This window comes from Streptococcus cristatus, from assembly GCF_001588905.1.
Classification (GTDB): Bacteria; Bacillota; Bacilli; order Lactobacillales; family Streptococcaceae; genus Streptococcus; species Streptococcus cristatus_N.
On the sequence record NZ_LAWH01000047.1, the window covers coordinates 1 to 16,949 of the forward strand.

General features: G+C 44.6%; 20 protein-coding genes and 1 other annotated feature. Of the genes, 2 read left to right on the plus strand and 18 right to left on the minus strand.

Annotated features, from left to right (window positions below; translation table 11 throughout):
• Positions 1-113: 113 nt before the first annotated feature.
• Positions 114-629 carry a Dps family protein gene (locus A0765_RS08820; RefSeq protein ID WP_062006123.1) on the minus strand — a complete coding sequence of 172 codons (516 nt, stop codon included), beginning with the start codon at positions 627-629 and terminating at the stop codon, positions 114-116.
• Between the two features lie 165 nt (positions 630-794).
• Between A0765_RS08820 and A0765_RS08825 the strand changes: the two genes are divergently transcribed.
• Positions 795-1,457 carry a prepilin peptidase gene (locus A0765_RS08825; protein ID WP_062006125.1) on the plus strand — a complete coding sequence of 221 codons (663 nt, stop codon included), beginning with the start codon at positions 795-797 and terminating at the stop codon, positions 1,455-1,457.
• Here the strand turns inward: A0765_RS08825 and A0765_RS08830 are convergent.
• Complete coding sequence (locus A0765_RS08830) at positions 1,451-1,900, minus strand: effector binding domain-containing protein (protein ID WP_142325660.1); 450 nt, start codon at positions 1,898-1,900, stop codon at positions 1,451-1,453. The genes A0765_RS08825 and A0765_RS08830 overlap by 7 nt on opposite strands.
• A gap of 78 nt (positions 1,901-1,978) precedes the next feature.
• Between A0765_RS08830 and A0765_RS08835 the strand changes: the two genes are divergently transcribed.
• The gene (locus tag A0765_RS08835) at positions 1,979-2,878 is read left to right on the plus strand and encodes a helix-turn-helix transcriptional regulator (RefSeq protein ID WP_062006128.1); all 900 of its coding nucleotides are present in this window, start codon (positions 1,979-1,981) and stop codon (positions 2,876-2,878) included.
• Between the two features lie 205 nt (positions 2,879-3,083).
• Here A0765_RS08835 and trpA read toward each other — a convergent pair whose 3' ends face one another.
• From trpA to A0765_RS08910, 16 genes are all read right to left on the minus strand, one after another.
• On the minus strand, positions 3,084-3,863 hold the full coding sequence (trpA, locus tag A0765_RS08840; RefSeq protein WP_062006130.1) for a tryptophan synthase subunit alpha: 780 nt from the start codon (positions 3,861-3,863) through the stop codon (positions 3,084-3,086).
• The gene (gene trpB, locus A0765_RS08845; protein ID WP_002929650.1) at positions 3,856-5,079 is read right to left on the minus strand and encodes a tryptophan synthase subunit beta; all 1,224 of its coding nucleotides are present in this window, start codon (positions 5,077-5,079) and stop codon (positions 3,856-3,858) included. Before trpB (A0765_RS08845) ends, trpA begins: the two co-directional genes overlap by 8 nt.
• Positions 5,069-5,656 (minus strand): phosphoribosylanthranilate isomerase, encoded by a 588-nt coding sequence (locus A0765_RS08850; RefSeq protein ID WP_062006133.1) that lies wholly within the window; start codon positions 5,654-5,656, stop codon positions 5,069-5,071. Before A0765_RS08850 ends, trpB (A0765_RS08845) begins: the two co-directional genes overlap by 11 nt.
• The gene (gene trpC, locus A0765_RS08855) at positions 5,643-6,410 is read right to left on the minus strand and encodes an indole-3-glycerol phosphate synthase TrpC (protein WP_062006134.1); all 768 of its coding nucleotides are present in this window, start codon (positions 6,408-6,410) and stop codon (positions 5,643-5,645) included. The genes A0765_RS08850 and trpC overlap by 14 nt, the downstream gene beginning before the upstream one ends.
• Complete coding sequence (gene trpD / locus A0765_RS08860) at positions 6,407-7,411, minus strand: anthranilate phosphoribosyltransferase (protein WP_062006137.1); 1,005 nt, start codon at positions 7,409-7,411, stop codon at positions 6,407-6,409. The genes trpC and trpD overlap by 4 nt, the downstream gene beginning before the upstream one ends.
• A gap of 10 nt (positions 7,412-7,421) precedes the next feature.
• Positions 7,422-7,985, minus strand: coding sequence for an aminodeoxychorismate/anthranilate synthase component II (locus tag A0765_RS08865; protein WP_062006139.1), 564 nt, complete (start codon positions 7,983-7,985; stop codon positions 7,422-7,424).
• Positions 7,982-9,340, minus strand: a complete 1,359-nt coding sequence (trpE, locus tag A0765_RS08870; RefSeq protein WP_062006141.1) for an anthranilate synthase component I — start codon at positions 9,338-9,340, stop codon at positions 7,982-7,984. The genes A0765_RS08865 and trpE overlap by 4 nt, the downstream gene beginning before the upstream one ends.
• 403 nt (positions 9,341-9,743) lie before the next feature.
• The gene (trpB, locus tag A0765_RS08875) at positions 9,744-10,925 is read right to left on the minus strand and encodes a tryptophan synthase subunit beta (protein ID WP_062006143.1); all 1,182 of its coding nucleotides are present in this window, start codon (positions 10,923-10,925) and stop codon (positions 9,744-9,746) included.
• A 61-nt stretch (positions 10,926-10,986) separates the two neighbouring features.
• Positions 10,987-11,217: a binding site (T-box leader), on the minus strand.
• Between the two features lie 75 nt (positions 11,218-11,292).
• Positions 11,293-11,832: a VanZ family protein gene (locus A0765_RS08880; protein ID WP_062006146.1), complete on the minus strand. Its 540-nt coding sequence runs from the start codon at positions 11,830-11,832 to the stop codon at positions 11,293-11,295.
• The gene (gene rlmN / locus A0765_RS08885) at positions 11,819-12,907 is read right to left on the minus strand and encodes a dual-specificity RNA methyltransferase RlmN (protein ID WP_062006148.1); all 1,089 of its coding nucleotides are present in this window, start codon (positions 12,905-12,907) and stop codon (positions 11,819-11,821) included. Before rlmN ends, A0765_RS08880 begins: the two co-directional genes overlap by 14 nt.
• Before the next feature lie 9 nt (positions 12,908-12,916).
• A complete protein-coding gene (locus A0765_RS08890) occupies positions 12,917-13,480 on the minus strand; it encodes a YutD family protein (RefSeq protein ID WP_062006150.1) in 564 nt (187 codons plus the stop codon).
• A 161-nt stretch (positions 13,481-13,641) separates the two neighbouring features.
• A complete protein-coding gene (locus tag A0765_RS08895; protein WP_062006188.1) occupies positions 13,642-14,709 on the minus strand; it encodes a SepM family pheromone-processing serine protease in 1,068 nt (355 codons plus the stop codon).
• 22 nt (positions 14,710-14,731) lie between these two features.
• A complete protein-coding gene (gene coaD / locus A0765_RS08900; protein WP_062006152.1) occupies positions 14,732-15,217 on the minus strand; it encodes a pantetheine-phosphate adenylyltransferase in 486 nt (161 codons plus the stop codon).
• Complete coding sequence (rsmD, locus tag A0765_RS08905) at positions 15,207-15,746, minus strand: 16S rRNA (guanine(966)-N(2))-methyltransferase RsmD (protein ID WP_062006186.1); 540 nt, start codon at positions 15,744-15,746, stop codon at positions 15,207-15,209. The genes coaD and rsmD overlap by 11 nt, the downstream gene beginning before the upstream one ends.
• Before the next feature lie 86 nt (positions 15,747-15,832).
• Entirely contained in the window at positions 15,833-16,093 is a 261-nt protein-coding gene (gene yidD, locus A0765_RS10055) for a membrane protein insertion efficiency factor YidD (protein WP_081108142.1), read from the minus strand.
• A complete protein-coding gene (locus A0765_RS08910) occupies positions 16,090-16,821 on the minus strand; it encodes a pseudouridine synthase (RefSeq protein ID WP_005592340.1) in 732 nt (243 codons plus the stop codon). The genes yidD and A0765_RS08910 overlap by 4 nt, the downstream gene beginning before the upstream one ends.
• Positions 16,822-16,949 lie beyond the last annotated feature (128 nt).

The following is a 16,949-nucleotide window of genomic DNA, read 5'->3' on the forward strand; positions in this document are numbered from 1 at the left end:
TAAAAGCTGATGAAATCAGCGTAGTAGAGTCCACTCAACCACTGCGTCTTGCTCGACAAGCCAAAGACAATTGAGAGGCTAGGACTTTTGTCCCAGCCTCTTTAAACATCATTTTACAAACCTGGTGCTTGGCCAAGCTCAGCTGTCAACATCCAGATCGTCTTTTCAAGGTCTGCCTTAGCTCCAACGAAGATATCGTTGGTCACATCGTCGCCTTCTTCATCCGTCACATCCAGAGCTTCTTGGTAAAGATCTGTCAGATAACGGAAAATTTCAATCACGCGCTCCAAGCTTTCTTCAACATTCTTGCTGAATTCACCAGCTTTTTCTTCAATCTTGCTATGTTGGATAAACTCTGTCAGAGTTGAATAAGGCTTGCCACCTAGAGTAATCAAGCGTTCGCTGGCTTCATCCAAGGTTTCATCAATTGTATCCATGTATTCATCCATTTTTGGATGCCATACCATGAAGCCTGCACCACGCATATACCAGTGAACTTGGTGAAGAGCGATACGAGCTGTATAAAGATCTGAAACCACTTGGTTAAGAACTGCTTTTGTTTTTGGTAAAGAATTTTGGTTAGTGAAAGTTGCTACATCTGCTGCAGCGCCATGTTTTACTTGAGTCATAATGATACCTCTCTTTTTATTTGTAATCATTCTAATCTTTATTGATTATGTTTTAATTATAATGCTTCTAATTAAGAAAGTCAAGTATTAAAACTCAAAATTTTACTTTATTAGAAAAGTTGTAAAATTTCAGATTTTTCTACTCAAAATCACGAATAAACAAGTATGATTCATCTATACTTTTTTCTAGTCGGAACGGTTCTGGCCTCATTTTTAGGCTTAGTTATTGACCGCTTCCCAGAACAGTCCATCATCTCACCAAGCAGCCACTGTGACAACTGCAAGCAGATACTCAAAGCACGGGATTTGATTCCTATCCTGTCTCAGTTGCTGAATGGCTTCCGGTGCCGTTTCTGCAAGAATCGCCTGCCTGTCTGGTATGCTGCTTTTGAGTTAGTGCTGGGTTTACTTTTTCTAAGCTGGAGCTTAGGCTATCTTTCACTAGCCCAGCTCTTACTGCTAACGATGGGCTTGACCCTAGCTATCTACGATCAGCGTGAGCAAGAATACCCTCTTCTAATCTGGCTGATTTTTCAGTTCTTGCTGATGGCGACAGCGGGTATCAATCCGCTCATGCTCCTCTTTTTAGCCCTAGGACTTCTAGCCTTCTTTTATGATCTTCGCATCGGTGCTGGCGACTTTCTCTTTCTAGCTTCCTGTTCTGCTATTTTCAGCCTGACAGAAATTCTCATTCTCATCCAAATCGCTAGCTTCTCTGGTCTCGCTTGTTATTGCTTTAAAAAGAAAAAAGACAGGCTAGCATTTGTACCTTGTCTTTTGTTTGGTGTCGTGATGATTATTTTCTATAAATCCTTACTCTTTTACTGAACTGGAACCCAAAGCTCAACTTCTGCATCCATAGGATTCCCGTTTAAAAGTATTTCTAAGATAATTCCATCTTGGTAAAGGGAACTACTTTCTTCCTCAAAAAAGTTATCCTCCAATTGGTCAAACAGGAGTCTTGATTTATCACCACTGGCTGAGCTTACTAAATAATCTTTCTCTGGGACGAGAATGCTTTCGTAGCCTACCACAGCATTCTTTGCTGCAACTCCTGCATAGTATTGAATACCATCTTTATGAGGAACAATCAAGGCATAGCCTTTTTTATCTAGAGAATGGGGCATCAATTTCTCCAGCATTCCTTCTTTAAATAACTGAGCATAGAACGCCGTCTTCTCTTTAGAATAGTGCTGTTCATGAACCGTAGTTCCTTCTATCCAAATACTCCTGCTAATCAGGGTAAACGATGGTTTGGTTTGATGTTTCATTATATGAACTCCTTTCTTTATGGTATAATCATAACAAAAGTAATATGACATCTATCTGTCATATTTAAGGAGAAAATTATGAAAATTGACCGTCAAATGGGGATTATTTCTCATTTAGTAAATAAACGAAAAACAACAGCTAAAGAATTATCAGAACTTTTTAAAGTCAGCACACGAACTATTATGAGAGATATTGATGATTTATCTCTTGCAGGCATTCCTCTCTATGTAATGAAAGGAAAAAATGGAGGCATTTTTCTTATGGAAGACTTCCAAACTGACAAACCTCCCCTGACCCAATCCGAACGGCTTTCAATCGAATCTGGTTTAAAAAGCCGTTATCAAGTATTGGAAGATGCCTCTACTTTCAATGCTATATTGAAATTAAATGCTACCAATACATACTCTGATTTCGAAATTGATTTATCTCTATCTCAAGGGAACTTGGAAATACGAACTTTGATTTTTAAGTTATTGGAAGCTATCAGAGGTAGAGTAAAAATAAAATTTTCCTATATTAATTCACAAGGACTGGTGAGTCAAAAAAATTGTGAGCCTTACCGTATTGTCTATAAGGACCGGAGTTGGTATATGGATGCCTACGATACTGATAAAGCGCGTTTTTCTGTTTTTAAAGTTGCTAGAATTAGTGAACTTACTCTCTCCGATACTTTTTCAAAAAGACATTTTACACCACTTCCCTATGATGGTGGTACATGGATGAATGAAAACAAAGTACCTGTCATCCTACATGTCCAGAAAATTGTCCTTGATCGATTTGTGGAACTCTTAGGCTATAATGCCATAAAACCTATTAATAGCAATATTTACGAGATTACTTATCCTTTAAACGACAATGATTGGGGATACAATACCTTGCTTGCTTTTGGAAAATACATCACTGTTATATCTCCTAAGCATTTCTTGAAACATTTCACCAGCTATATAGATACCATTCATAAGCAATATCCAAACTAATATTCAATCAACATCAAAAATCAAACATTTCTTAAAAATGAATTATACGAAACTTACTTTTTTATGGTGATAAAATTCAAGAACATGGGTCAGGCTCTAGTTCTTATCCAAATCGCTAGCTTCTCTGGCCTCGCCTGCTTCTGCTTTAAAAAGAAAAAAGACAGGCTAGCATTTGTACCTTGTCTTTTGTTTGGTGTGGTGGTGATTATTTCTTATAAGCTGCTGCTTCTTGGATAAAGGCCGCTATACTGGCGTCCTTTTCATGAAGAGCTTTGACAATCTTAGATCCGACAATGACTCCATCTGAGACTTGATTGAAGCGGTCAACATCCTCTAAAGTCGAAACGCCAAAGCCCGTCAGTACTGGAATCTCTGCAATATCATGGAGTTTACTCAAATGCTGGTCCAAATCATCGCGGTAGCTTCCGCTCTTACCCGTCACACCATTGATAGCTACAGCGTAGATAAAACCTTCAGCTTCCTTGATCAGCTCCTGCTGACGTTCTAGACCAGTCGTCAGACTCACTAAAGGAATTAGAGCAATATCCGAATTTTTCAGCAGAGGCAAGATAAAGTCCCAGTGCTCGTAGGGCAGATCCGGAATAATCAATCCTTTAACCGGTGTCCTAGCCAAATCCTTGACAAAATCTTTGAGCCCGTACTGGAAAATAGGATTAAAGTAGGTCATGATGATGAGAGGCAGCTGAGTGTCCAACTTCTGCAAGCTTGCCACTAAAGACTTGGCCGAAGTATGGTGACCCAGGCTCCTCAGACCGGCTTCTTCAATTACTGGCCCATCTGCAACAGGGTCTGAAAAAGGCAGACCGATTTCAATGGCTGACACACCCAAGTTTTCCAAAAATGAGATGGTTTCTGGTAATCCTGCCAAACCTTTCTCGTGATCACCAGCCATAATATAAGGAAGGAAAATCCCCTTACCTGCTTTTTTGATGGCTTCTAAATGCTGAGTGAGTGTTTTAGTCATGGGCACCTCCTTTTTGAGCAGCTTCACTTTCCAAGCGTTCCTTTACTTGAACGACATCCTTGTCACCACGACCGGATAGGCAGACGATCATTGATTTATCTGGTCCCAACTCCTTAGCCAACTTAACTGCGTAAGCAATAGCGTGGCTAGACTCTAGAGCAGGGATAATCCCTTCGATACGAGACAGAAGCTGGAAGGCTTCCAAGGCTTCTTCATCCGTGACTGGGACATAAGTGGCGCGCTGGATAGCATTAAAATGAGAATGTTCAGGACCGATGCCCGGATAGTCTAGCCCGGCAGAGATAGAGAAAGCTTCCAGAATCTGTCCTTGCTCATCCTGCAAGACATCCATCAAGGCACCGTGTAAAACACCCGGGCGGCCCTTGGTTAAGGTCGCAGCGTGTTCATCTGTATCCACGCCCCGCCCAGCTGCTTCTGTTCCATACATAGCCACTGAGCTATCGTCTACAAAGGGATAAAAGAGCCCAATAGCATTGGAACCACCGCCAACACAAGCCACTAAAGCATCTGGCAAGGCACCTGCATTTTGCTCAGCAAATTGGCGCTTGGCCTCACGACCAATCACACTCTGATAGTCGCGGACAATCTCTGGGAAGGGATGGGGTCCCAAGGCTGATCCCATAATATAGTGAGTATCATCGACCTGAGCCACCCAAGCTCGCAAGGCAGCATTGACTGCATCCTTGAGGACTCGAGAACCATCGGTCACAGACTCTACCTTGGCTCCTAAAAGTTCCATCCGAAAGACATTGAGGGCCTGGCGCTTGACATCTTCTTCGCCCATGTAGATGGTACAGTCCATGTTGAAAAGGGCTGCAGCTGTGGCTGTGGCTACTCCGTGCTGACCTGCACCAGTCTCGGCAATAATTTTCTTCTTGCCCATTCGCTTGGCCAATAGGACCTGGCCTAGAGCGTTATTGATTTTATGGGCCCCGGTATGGTTGAGGTCTTCCCGCTTCAGATAAATCTTAGCACCGCCAGCATAGGCTGTCAGATTTTTAGCAAAATAGAGAGGATTTTCTCGCCCTACATACTGCTTCAGCAACTCATCCAGCTCAGCCTGAAAGGCTGGGTCTTTTTTACTCTCACGGTAGGCTTTGTCTAGCTCCAAAACTGCTGTCATCAGCGTTTCGGGAACAAAGCGTCCGCCAAACTCACCATAAAATCCTTCTTGATTGGGTTGATTATATGCCATGTTTCACTCTTTCTATAAATTCTTTTATCTTTTCCAAGTCCTTCTGTCCGTCAGTCTCGACCCCGCTTGAGACATCAACTGCGTAAGGGGCAAAGTGCTGAATAGCTTCTCGGACATTTCCTGCATTCAAACCACCGGCGATAAAGAAGGGCTGGTGGATTTGATTCTTGTCAAAAGCTTGCCAGTCAAAGGTCTGACCACTACCGGCAAGAGGGGCATCAAATAGCAGGTAGTCCGCTTGTTGGCTGACTCCTTTTAACGCTCCCTTGACCTGATAAGCTCGAATAACCGGCCGGGCAATCTGAGTCAGAAGCTCTTCATTAAAATCGCCATGAATCTGCACCAAATCCAGACTTGCCACTGAAATAGCTTCCTGTAGCTCTGCCAAGCTCGGAGAGACGAAAACTCCTACCTTTCGGACAGCAGGCGGCACCAAGGCAGCTAGCTTCTGTGCTTGCTCCAAACTAACCCTCCGACGGCTCTCAGCAAAGACAAATCCAATGTAATCTGCACCAGCCTGGCATGCCGTTTCCACAGCGCTGACCGTTGATAAGCCGCAAATCTTAACCTTTGTCAATTTTCAGCTCCTTGATTTTTTCTGCCACATCCTCTGCCTGCATCAAAGCTGTTCCAACTAAAATTGCATGGAAATAAGGAGCTACCAACTCAGCATCTTCCTTGCTGAAAATCGCTGACTCTGATACGTAAACCCTGTCATCTTTGAAATGAGCAGACAGTTGGAGACTTGTATTGATATCTGTCTCAAAAGTGACTAAATTGCGGTTATTGACACCGATAATCCGTGCTCCTATTCTATGAGCAATTTCCAGCTCCGCCAGATTATGGGTTTCGACCAGAACTTCCAAGCCTAACCCCGTCGCAAAATCATAGAGTTCTTGCAGCCGCTTTTCAGACAAGGCAGCCACGATCAGAAGAATAACCGTCGCTCCAGCATTACGGGCGCGAACAATCTGCTTTTCATCAATAATAAAGTCCTTATTGAGGGTTGGAATGGTCACTTGACTGGAAATCTCTCTCAGGTAATCCAGATGTCCTTTGAAGAAAATCTCATCTGTCAGGACCGAAATCATGGCTGCACCGCATCGTTCATAAGTGCGAGCCTGCTCCACAATATCCAAAGCAAGATTTATATCTCCCAGACTGGGGCTGGCTTTTTTAACCTCAGCAATCAGCTGCAGCTCTTGAGGATGGCTTTTGAGATACTCATAGAGGGAATAGGTCGAGCGCAGGGGCTGCAGCTCTTCATAAGACATGACCGCCACTTCCTGCTCTTTTTGCTTTAGAATGGTCGGGAGAAATTCTTTGCTCATTTCTGATACTCCTGTAGTTGTTTGAGTTTTTCATAAGCTGCGCCACTAGCGATCACTTGACGGGCCAAAGCTATTCCATCTTCTATGCTTTCTGTTTTCCCATTAGCAAAGAAGCCTAGACCTGCATTCAGAACTGTCATTTCCAGATAAGGGCCGGCTTGATTTTGCAGGACAGATAGCAGAATTTCCGCATTTTCCTTGGCATTACCCCCACGAATCGCTTCAAGAGGGATTTCATCCATACCAATATCTGACGGTAGAAAGCTATGCAGGCTGATCTCCCCATCTGCCAGCAAAGCGTACTGGGTACGACCATGAAGACCGGCCTCGTCCAGACCATCTGGGCCCGACACGACCACTGCACGCTTGCGGCCCATATTTTTCAAAACCTCTGCTGTGCTCTCTAGCATATCCGGCCGGCTGGTGCCCAAAAGCTGGGTTTCTAGAACCATCGGATGAATGAGCGGCCCAGTCAGGTTCATGATCGTAGGAACGCCTAGACTGAGACGAGCTGGCATGATATATTTCATAGCTGGATGAAGGTTTTTAGCAAAAAGAAAGACTATCCCCGTCTGATCAAAGACCTTACCCAAGCTAGCTGTATCCATGTTTAGGTTAATCCCCAAAGCTTCTAAAACATCAGCCGATCCCGATTTAGAAGTAATAGAGCGATTGCCGTGCTTAGCCATCTTGATCCCACCACCTGCTAATACGAAGGCCGCTGTGGTCGAAACATTAAAACTAAATGATCTGTCACCACCAGTTCCACAATTGTCCATGGCTGTGCGGATTGTAGTAGGGATCTGCGGAGTATGCCCTCGCATGGCCTGAGCCAAGGCTGTCCGTTCCTCTACCGTTTCCCCTTTCATCTTGAGAGCCAGCAAAAAGGCTGCAATTTGTGTTTCTGTTACTCTTCTAGTAACGATGCGCTCTAGCACATCTGACACTTCGGAGCTGTTTAAATCCTTAAAATCTGCTAGTTTTGCAATAATTTCTTTCATAATTCTTCCCCTATTTTACTAAGTCGATGAAATTTTTAATGGAAGACAGGCCGTCTGGCGTGCCAATACTTTCAGGATGGTATTGGAATCCGTAAATAGGCAGATTCTTGTGCTGGATAGCCATAATCGAATTATCATCAACTGCCCGAGCCGTCACTTCAAAGTCCTCTGGCATCTCCTCAATCAAAATCGAATGATAGCGCATGACTGGCCGTCCATCTTCTATCCCTCGATAGATAGGAGATTTCCCCTCAAAGCGCAGAACACTTTGCTTGCCGTGCATGACTTTGGGAGCCAAGCCTAACTTTCCGCCAAATACTTCTGCAATGGCTTGATGCCCCAAGCAAATCCCCAAAATCGGCTTTTTACCAGCAAAATCGCGGATAAGCTCTTCCATCCGTCCTGCATCTGCTGGCCAGCCTGGACCCGGAGACAGCACCAAGGCATCCGCTTCTTCTGCCGCCTGATAAAGGCCTGCATCATCATTTCTCAAGACTTTAACTTCTGCGAAATTGCCGATATACTGGGCTAGATTGTAAGTAAAAGAATCATAATTATCAATCAATAAAATCATTGCATCTCTCCTATCTTGGTCATTGATTTGGCCTTGTTGATGGTTTCTTGGTATTCATTAGTAGGGATCGAGTCATAAACAATACCCGCTCCAGCTTGAACGTAAGCTCTGCCATTTTTCAAAATCATGGTCCGAATAGCAATGGCAAAATCCATATCGCCTGTCGCAGACAGATAGCCGATAGCACCCGCATAAACGCCACGTTTTTCCTGCTCTAGCTCATAAATGCGTTTCATAGCTCGAATCTTAGGCGCACCCGAGACGGTGCCGGCCGGCAAGGTGGACTTGAGCGCATCCATAGCCGTCAGTTGAGGCAAAAGCTGACCACGAACCACGCTGGTCAGATGCATGACATAGCGGAAATACTCCACTTCCATGTACTTAGTGACTTCCACGCTGTTATTCTGGGCAATTTTACCGATATCATTACGCCCCAAATCAACTAACATGCGGTGTTCCGCCACTTCCTTCTCGTCAGCCAGTAACTCATCTGCCAAGGCTTTATCCTCTCTCTCATCCTTCCCACGCGGTCTGGTCCCAGCAATAGGATTGGTCGTAACCTGCCCCTGCTTGACAGACACCAGACTTTCTGGGCTGGCTCCGATAATCTGATAATCCCCAAAGTCATAAAAATAGAGATAATTGGAAGGGTTGGTCACACGTAGATTGCGATAGTAATCCAGCGGTCTACCAGAATACTCCGCTGAAAAACGCTGACTGAGAACGCATTGGAACATATCTCCCTGCCGAATCAAGCTCCGCGCTTCTTCCACCATTTTTTCAAAAGCTGCCTGCTCGATATGACTCTGGAAGTTCAAACTGGACAGTTCCAGCGGTGAAAATTCATCTGCCGCAGGCTGCGCCAGCTCAGTCATGATAGCCTCCAGACTAGCAGCTAAATCAGCTTCGCTTCTATCACTGTAGAGGGTCTCCTCAAGGATATAGACCTTGTCTTTTTTATGATCAAAAACCATGTAACTCTCATAGACGAAAAAGTGCATGTCCGGCGTTCCAATCACATCAGCTGGAATCTGGCCAATCTCCTCATAGAGGGAAATCATATCATAGCCGACAAAGCCGATAGCTCCTCCGCCAAAAGGCAGTTCTGAATGATGGCCTTTTTTTACGGCCAACTCATGCAGATAGTCCAATGGATCCGCCTCAATTACTTGCCCATTCTTTGTTAACCGGCCATTTTCATAGCGAATTTCAAAGACTGGGTTATAAGCTAGGATAGAAAAACGAGCTGTCTCGCTATCTCTCGGAATACTTTCCAAAATCACCTTGTGGTCGCCCTGAATCCGCATATAAGCTAGGATCGGAGATAAAATATCAGCTGGTAAAATCTTTTGCATAATGTTTCTTTCTATTTAATCAGAAGCGTATAGGTAGGAGCAATTTGCTAGCCATGACTGCATTTCACAAGAACAGATAGCACCTGTTCACTGTCATAACTTGATCCAGAACTACAGAAAAACGCCCACACAGTTCATCCTGTGAGGGCGTGTTATCGCGGTGCCACCTCAGTTATGGAGTTTTTAGGCTCCACATCTCATTTACCTATTTACAGTCATTTAGATCCCTTTTAGTAGAAGGCAGCACACCGAGTCATAGCAAAGTAAGCTAACAAAGTGATAAAAGATCAACTAAAGGACAAAATATTGTCTCCAGCAGTCCATTTCATAACTTCTCCTGCCTGTTTACAGCAACCACAGACTCTCTGAAAGGAGGGATGTTACTACTCTTCTGCTGGGTATTTTATTTTCGTTTTTCTAGATAGTCGGCAATGGCTGCCACATCCTTGTCTCCACGACCAGATACATTGATAATGATGATTTGGTCAGATGACAGTTGCGGAGCCCGCTTGATGGCTTCAGCAATAGCGTGAGAACTTTCGATTGCCGGCAAAATGCCTTCCTTTTGTGTCAAGAGAAGCAAAGCGTCCACAGCTTCATCATCTGTCGCTGCCACGTATTCTACTCGACCAGAATCTTTAAAGAAAGCATGTTCGGGACCAACTCCAGGATAGTCCAAGCCTGCTGAAATAGAGTAAACCGGCGCCACCTGACCATCTTCAGCAAAGACAGCGTAGGTCTTCATACCATCCACTACTCCGACGCTTCCCTTGGTCATGGTCGCTGCATGCTGGTCTGTATCAAGACCCCGTCCAGCCGCTTCAACACCAACCAACTTGATTGCTTCATCTGCCACGTACTGAGAGAAGGCGCCGATAGCATTGGAGCCGCCACCTACGCAGGCAATAACATAGTCCGGCAAGCGGCCTTCCTTGTCCAAAATCTGCCGGCGAGATTCTTCACTGATCACCTTTTGGAACTCATGGACAATCGTCGGATAGGGGTGAGGACCGACAGCTGAGCCCAAGACATAGAAGGCTTCCAAATCGTTCATCCAAGCTCCAAAGGCTGCATCCACTGCATCCTTGAGGGTTTTGGTTCCTGTTTCCACAGCGTGAACAGTCGCTCCCATCATTTCCATGCGGAAGACATTGAGGCGTTGACGTTCTACATCTTCTGCTCCCATGTAGACATCGCACTTCATACCAAACTTAGCTGCGGCTGCCGCAGTTGCCACACCATGCTGGCCAGCTCCAGTTTCAGCGATGACTCGGATCTTGCCCATCCGCTTAGCTAGAAGAATCTGTCCCAAAACATTATTAAGCTTATGGGAGCCCAGATGATTGAGATCTTCCCGCTTCAGATAAATCTTAGCTCCACCCAGATGCTGGGTCAGACTTTCTGCGTAATAGAGCGGAGTCTCCCGGCCTGAATAATCTGCCAAATAATGTCGGTATTCATTTAAAAATTCTGGATCATCCTTATACTTCTCAAAAGTCGCTTCCAATTCATCCAGCAAGGCCTGAATAGGCTCTGGTACAAAGGAGCCGCCGAATTGTCCAAAATATCCTTTAGTTTCTGTCATCTTGATTACCTCATTTCTTTATTTTCAAGCAAAACAAAAGCCCACACACAGAAAAAATCTGTGTGAGGGCGTATAATCGCGGTGCCACCTCAATTATGGAGAAAAGTATAGACTACCTCCATATCTCTGTCTTGTCTAACAACAAGCTGCACTGTAAGGTGTGCTCACCGAATTTTTATTGTTTCAAATTCATTTTTTTGCATCAGCCCACTTCATAATCTTCCACTGCCTGTTTCCACCAACCACAGGCTCCCTGAAAGTAGAAAAAATTATTACTTTTCTGATGATTTATTTTATTATAGGCCTTTCCTTTTTTCTTGTCAAGAAAAAATTTCCTTTTTTCTTCTAAATCCGAACTTTTTCTTCACTAATCTGCCTTGAAAACGTCGTCTTGACGATTTTTCCAGATTTTCTGACCAAGCTGAAATGCCCGCCAAGCCAGATAACCACCCAAAGTATTGGTCCAGAGATCATCAATTTCAAAGACTCGATTGGCATTGATGAGAAGGTCCAGCAGAATCTGAGTCACTTCGATAGACAGACTCATCCCAAAGCTCAGCCATACAACCTTCTTGGTCTTCCGCAATTTTGGAAAGAGGAAAAGCAATTGAAAAACCAAGGGCGACAGCAGAAAGATATTGGCTAGATTTTGGATAAAGACCTTGACCAGCTGGATCCAAGAAGTAATCTCTCCAATATTGACAAAGGAATTAAAAGGAACCAAGAGAACCACTACTCGGCCAAAGTACTGGATACCTGGCGTCTCCATTCCCGGCTCTGGAACCTGAGGAATAAAGCACAGGATGCAAAGCATCAAGAAATAGAGTCCGCATCCTCCTACTAGCAATTTCCGGCCTCGAGCTGTCAGCTCACCGTCTAAAGTCAGATAATTTTTAAGGCTGAACATTTTCAACAAGTGCTTTCTCACGATCTCGCTTCATAGTATTGGAACGTAGCTGGCCGCAGGCTGCATCAATATCTGTACCATGTTCCTGACGTACCACACAGTTGACCCCATTTTTCTTGAGGGTATCGTAGAAGGCCATCACGCGCTCTTTGGGACTTCGGCTGTATTGGTCGTGCTCGCTAACGGGGTTGTAAGGAATGAGATTGACATAAGATAATTTCTTGATGCTTTTCAGCAGTTCCGCCAATTCTTTGGCCTGCTCTACCCCATCATTGACTTCATTGAGCATGATGTACTCAAAGGTCACCCGGCGGTTAGTGGTCTCGATATAGTATTCAATGGCTGCAAAGAGCTTCTCAATCGGAAAGGCACGGTTGATTTTCATGATACTAGAACGTAGTTCATTGTTAGGTGCGTGCAGTGAAACAGCCAGATTGACCTGCACACCTTCATTGGCAAAGTCACGAATCTTATGAGCCAGCCCTGAGGTCGAAACCGTGATATGGCGGGCACCGATAGCCAAACCTTTATCATCATTGACCGTCCGGACAAACTTGAGCACATTGTCATAGTTGTCAAATGGCTCACCAATTCCCATAACTACGATGTGGCTGACCCGCTCATCCTGACCACGCTCGTCAAAATACTTCTGAACTAGCATAATCTGAGCTACAATCTCACCGTTATTGAGGTCGCGTTGCTTTTTAATCAAGCCAGAGGCACAGAAGGTACAGCCGATATTGCAGCCAACTTGGGTGGTCACACAGACAGAAAGTCCGTAGTGCTGACGCATGAGCACCGTCTCAATCAGCATACCATCTGGTAGCTCAAAGAGGTACTTGACCGTACCGTCAGCCGACTCCTGAACAATACGCTGTTTAAGCGGATTGACAACAAACTGATCATTGAGCTTGGCAATCAGGTCCTTGGACAGGTTGGTCATTTCCTCAAATGACTGGACACGCTTGCGATAGAGCCACTCCCAAATCTGGCTAGCACGGAATTTCTTTTCTCCCTGAGCTTCCGCCCATTCAATCATTTCTTCTCGCGTTAAGCTATAAATCGATGGTTTCATGTTTCTCCTTTATTTCTGACGAATGACAAAATGGCGTTGCGATTGGCTAGATGCCGCTTTCTTTGCCTGTTTGCCTTGTTTCTGTTGTTTGTTCTTGTTTGTCTTTGGATGATGTTTTTTCTGCTCATCCTTCGTTTTTTTAGAGCCACGTTCCCTAGAAATTTCTGGATGTTTTTTACTGTCCGATTTTCTCTTATGGTGGGATTTTTTGTCAAAGGCAGCCCGTCTTGGCTGAGCATTTTCCAAAACAAAGTAGGCGCAGCCATAATTACAATACTCTAGCAGATAGTCTTGCAAACGGCTGATTTTCTCTGCATTTTCCTTGGCTTTCTCATCCCGATAAAAACCGCGCAATCGCAACTGTTCATTACCCCAGTCGCCGACAATATAGTCAAATTTGTTCAGAATTTCTGAAAAGCGTTGGTGAAAGGCCGTCAAGTCAAAGGCCTCTTTATAATTCTCAACCAATTCAAACTCGAATTTTTCTGCAACTATCTTGCTGCCCATTTGCTTAAATTCTGGGCCGGGGAATTTATTGTAATTATACAACTCAGGTGAAATCTCTTTACGCATACCTATCCTTTGTCATCCATCTATCTTACTTCATATTATTTTATCACAAAACAAGGGGAATTTATATTTTTTCAGAAGAAAAAGATCTTTCTGTAAAAAGTCAGACGATTTAATAAAAACACCCTTCGTTCGTCTCTAAAAGACAAAAATCTTAGCCGAAACTAAGATTTTTTGGTTTTTTCTAAATAATCAATTGCGTCCTGAAGGGTTTTAACCGGCACGATTTTCATATCCGTTTTGATTTCCTTGGCTGCTTCAAGCGCCGTTTCATAGTTAGTCTTGGCTTTAGGATTAGACTTTTTTTCTTCCTCGCTGACAGGATTATCTGGAGCAAAAAAGATTGTCGCTCCGATCTTGGCAGCAGAGACGACTTTTTTGTCAATCCCACCAATATCACCAACCTTGCCTTCTCTGTCAATGCTACCCGTTCCCGCAATCACGCGGCCGTCTCGCAGGTCTGGATTAGCCAGCTGAGTGTAAATGGCTAGGCTAAACATGAGGCCAGCACTAGGACCACCGATACCTTCGGTTGAAAATTCAATCGGAACACTACTGTTGACCTCCGTGCGGTCAATCAAACTAATGCCAATTCCGTTTTTGCCATTTTCCAGCTTGATGATTTTCCCCGTCGCTGTCTTGGTTTTTCCATCTTCCTCATAGGTCACTTTGACACTATCACCCAAGGCCTGAGAATTCACATATTTGACCAAGTCTTCCGAGCTTTCAAAAGTCTTGTCATTGACTCCCGTCACTGTATCCGCAATATTCAAAATTCCTTTAAAGGTCGAATTCGGAGCTACTTTCAGAACATAGACACCTAGATAATTCATCTTGATGTCTTTTCCTGCAGCCTTGAGACCTTGGTATTTGGCCATATTCTGCGACGTTTCCATATAAAATTGGTTAATACGCATATATTCAGCATCACTTGAGCCACCTGTCATATCCTGAGCCGAATAAATATCTGTAAAAGGCGTCAGCCAAGCATAGACCAGATGGGCAAAGGTTGCATGCTGGATCCCAACAGTTACAAAATTGTAGGAACCTGCTGCCTGGTCTTCTTTTCCGTCCACAGTCAGAACCTTTCGAATGTCTTCTGCTCCCCCAGGCACCTCAATATAGTAAGGCAATGGAACAATGAATGAGAAAAGGAAGAGCACAAGCACGATAATCGAGGCCACTCCAGCACAACCAACTACTTTTAAACCACGTTTATTTTCCTTTGTCATCGTTTTCGGATTTGTCATGTCATTATTCATCTTTTTTCTCTAACTCCTCAATCACACTCGCTGGTACATAGGCAGAAAGATCCTGCTGAAAAGCAATCAATTCCCGCATCGCTGAAGAACTGATATATCGGTAAGCCGGCTGACTCAGCAAAAAAACGGTCTCCAAATCAGGTGCCAATTCCTTATTAAAAAAATGCAGGCCAGCTTCATAGTCCAAGTCCTGACCGTTGCGTAGGCCGCGGACAAGAGCAGTCACACCTAGTCTTTTTGCCACATCGACCGCCAATTCATCATGCGAAGTGATGACTTCCACATTTTCCAAATGCGCCAAAGCCGCTAGAACCATTCTTTTTTTCGCATGGATGCTAAAAAATCCTTCTTTGTGAGGATTGTAGAAGATTCCCACATACAAGCGATCAAACAGCCGACTGGCACGCTCAATCAAGTCCACATGTCCGTTGGTAATGGGATCAAATGACCCAGTAAAGAGCCCGATTTTATCTGACATAGACCGTCACCTTTGAAATTCCATATATTTTTTGCTTCCAGATACCCAAACCTGCGATTTCTTCTGGCAAATCAACCGACTTATCCGTCTCGCAAACAACCATAATATCCTCGCTCAAGAGCTTGCGCTCCGCCATTTTCTCAATATCCGCAATAATCTGCTCCTTGGCATAGGGCGGATCCAGCAGAACCAGATCAAACTGACCAATCAACTGTCCCAGCGCTCGACTCGACTCCATCTTGAGCAGCTCAAAGCGCGCTGCTTCCTTAGTCATAGCAATATTTTCTGCCACGATAGCTTGCGCACGCCGATCTTTTTCAACCAAAACAGCCGACTCCATGCCACGAGACACCGCCTCAATTCCCAGACTACCACTGCCTGCATACAAATCCAGCACCCGACCGCCATCAAAATAAGGCCCAATCATATTAAAAATCGCGCCCTTGACCTTATCTGTCGTAGGTCGCGTTATCTTGCCATCTAATGTCTTGAGGGGTCTGCCCCCGTACTTTCCTGAAACAACTCTCATAAAAAACATTATAACAAAAATATTGAAAAGCTGATAGTAATTGCTAAGGCTGGACTTTATTCTCTGGCAAAAAAACGGAAATAAGGCTATTTCCGTTCTAAGTCTGTTTTAGAGTTATTTCGTCGGAGGCTAAAATGATCCGGCACTGGATCGTCCCCTTCCTCGGACCAGGGATGGCAGCGACCAATTCTTGCCAAGCCCATCAGCACCCCCTTGGCTCCGTGTTTTTCTATGGCTTCAATCATGTAATTGGAACAGGTCGGCCGAAAACGGCAGGAAGGGGGAAAGGCAGGGGAAATAAAGCGCTGGTAAAAACGAACCGGCGCTATCAATATTTTCTTAATCATTTTTTCTTAGTCTTGGTCACAGCCAAGTTATGCAACTGGCTGACTTCCTTTTTACTCAATCGACGTGCTTCACCTGGCTTGAGCCCCGTCAAGTCCAGATGTCCAAACTGAGTCCGTGAGAGCTTGTCCACTGGAAGCCCCACTGCTTCAAACATCTTCTTGACCTGATGATTGCGCCCTTCGTGGATGGTCAGCTGAACAACCGAACGATTCTTCACTGGATCGACCTTGAGAATCTCATAAACAGCTGGCTTGGTTTTCTTGCCCTCAATGACCAGACCGCGAGTCAGCGGACGCAGAACTTCCTTATTGGCCACACCTTTGACACGCGCCACATAGACCTTGTCAATTTCATTCCGCGGGTGAATCATTTCATCCGTGAAATCACCATCATTGGTCAAAATCAGGGCACCAGAAGTATCCCAGTCCAGTCGGCCAACAGGATAAATCCGCTCCTTGACCTGCGGCAACAAATCAACGACTGTCTTACGCCCCTTGTCGTCTGTCACACTAGAAATCACCCCGCGCGGTTTATTGAGCAGGTAGTAGACCTTTTCTTCATTGTAGATAGGCTGACCTTCTACTTCCACTCGGTCACCAGACTTAATGGTGGTCGCTAGCTCACGCACCACCTGACCATTCACGGTCACTAGCCCTTGCTTGATCAGTTCCTCAGCCTTTCTCCGGCTGGCAATTCCCGCATGGGCAATGTATTTATTGATTCTCATCGATATTGTCCTTTCACAAGATACAAAGACCATTTCACAACTTTAACAGCTTGAAAAATGGCAAATAGAGAAAGCAGTTCCTCCCTCATAGCTTGGTAATATTCAAAAAACGGTCCCTTATAGGGTGA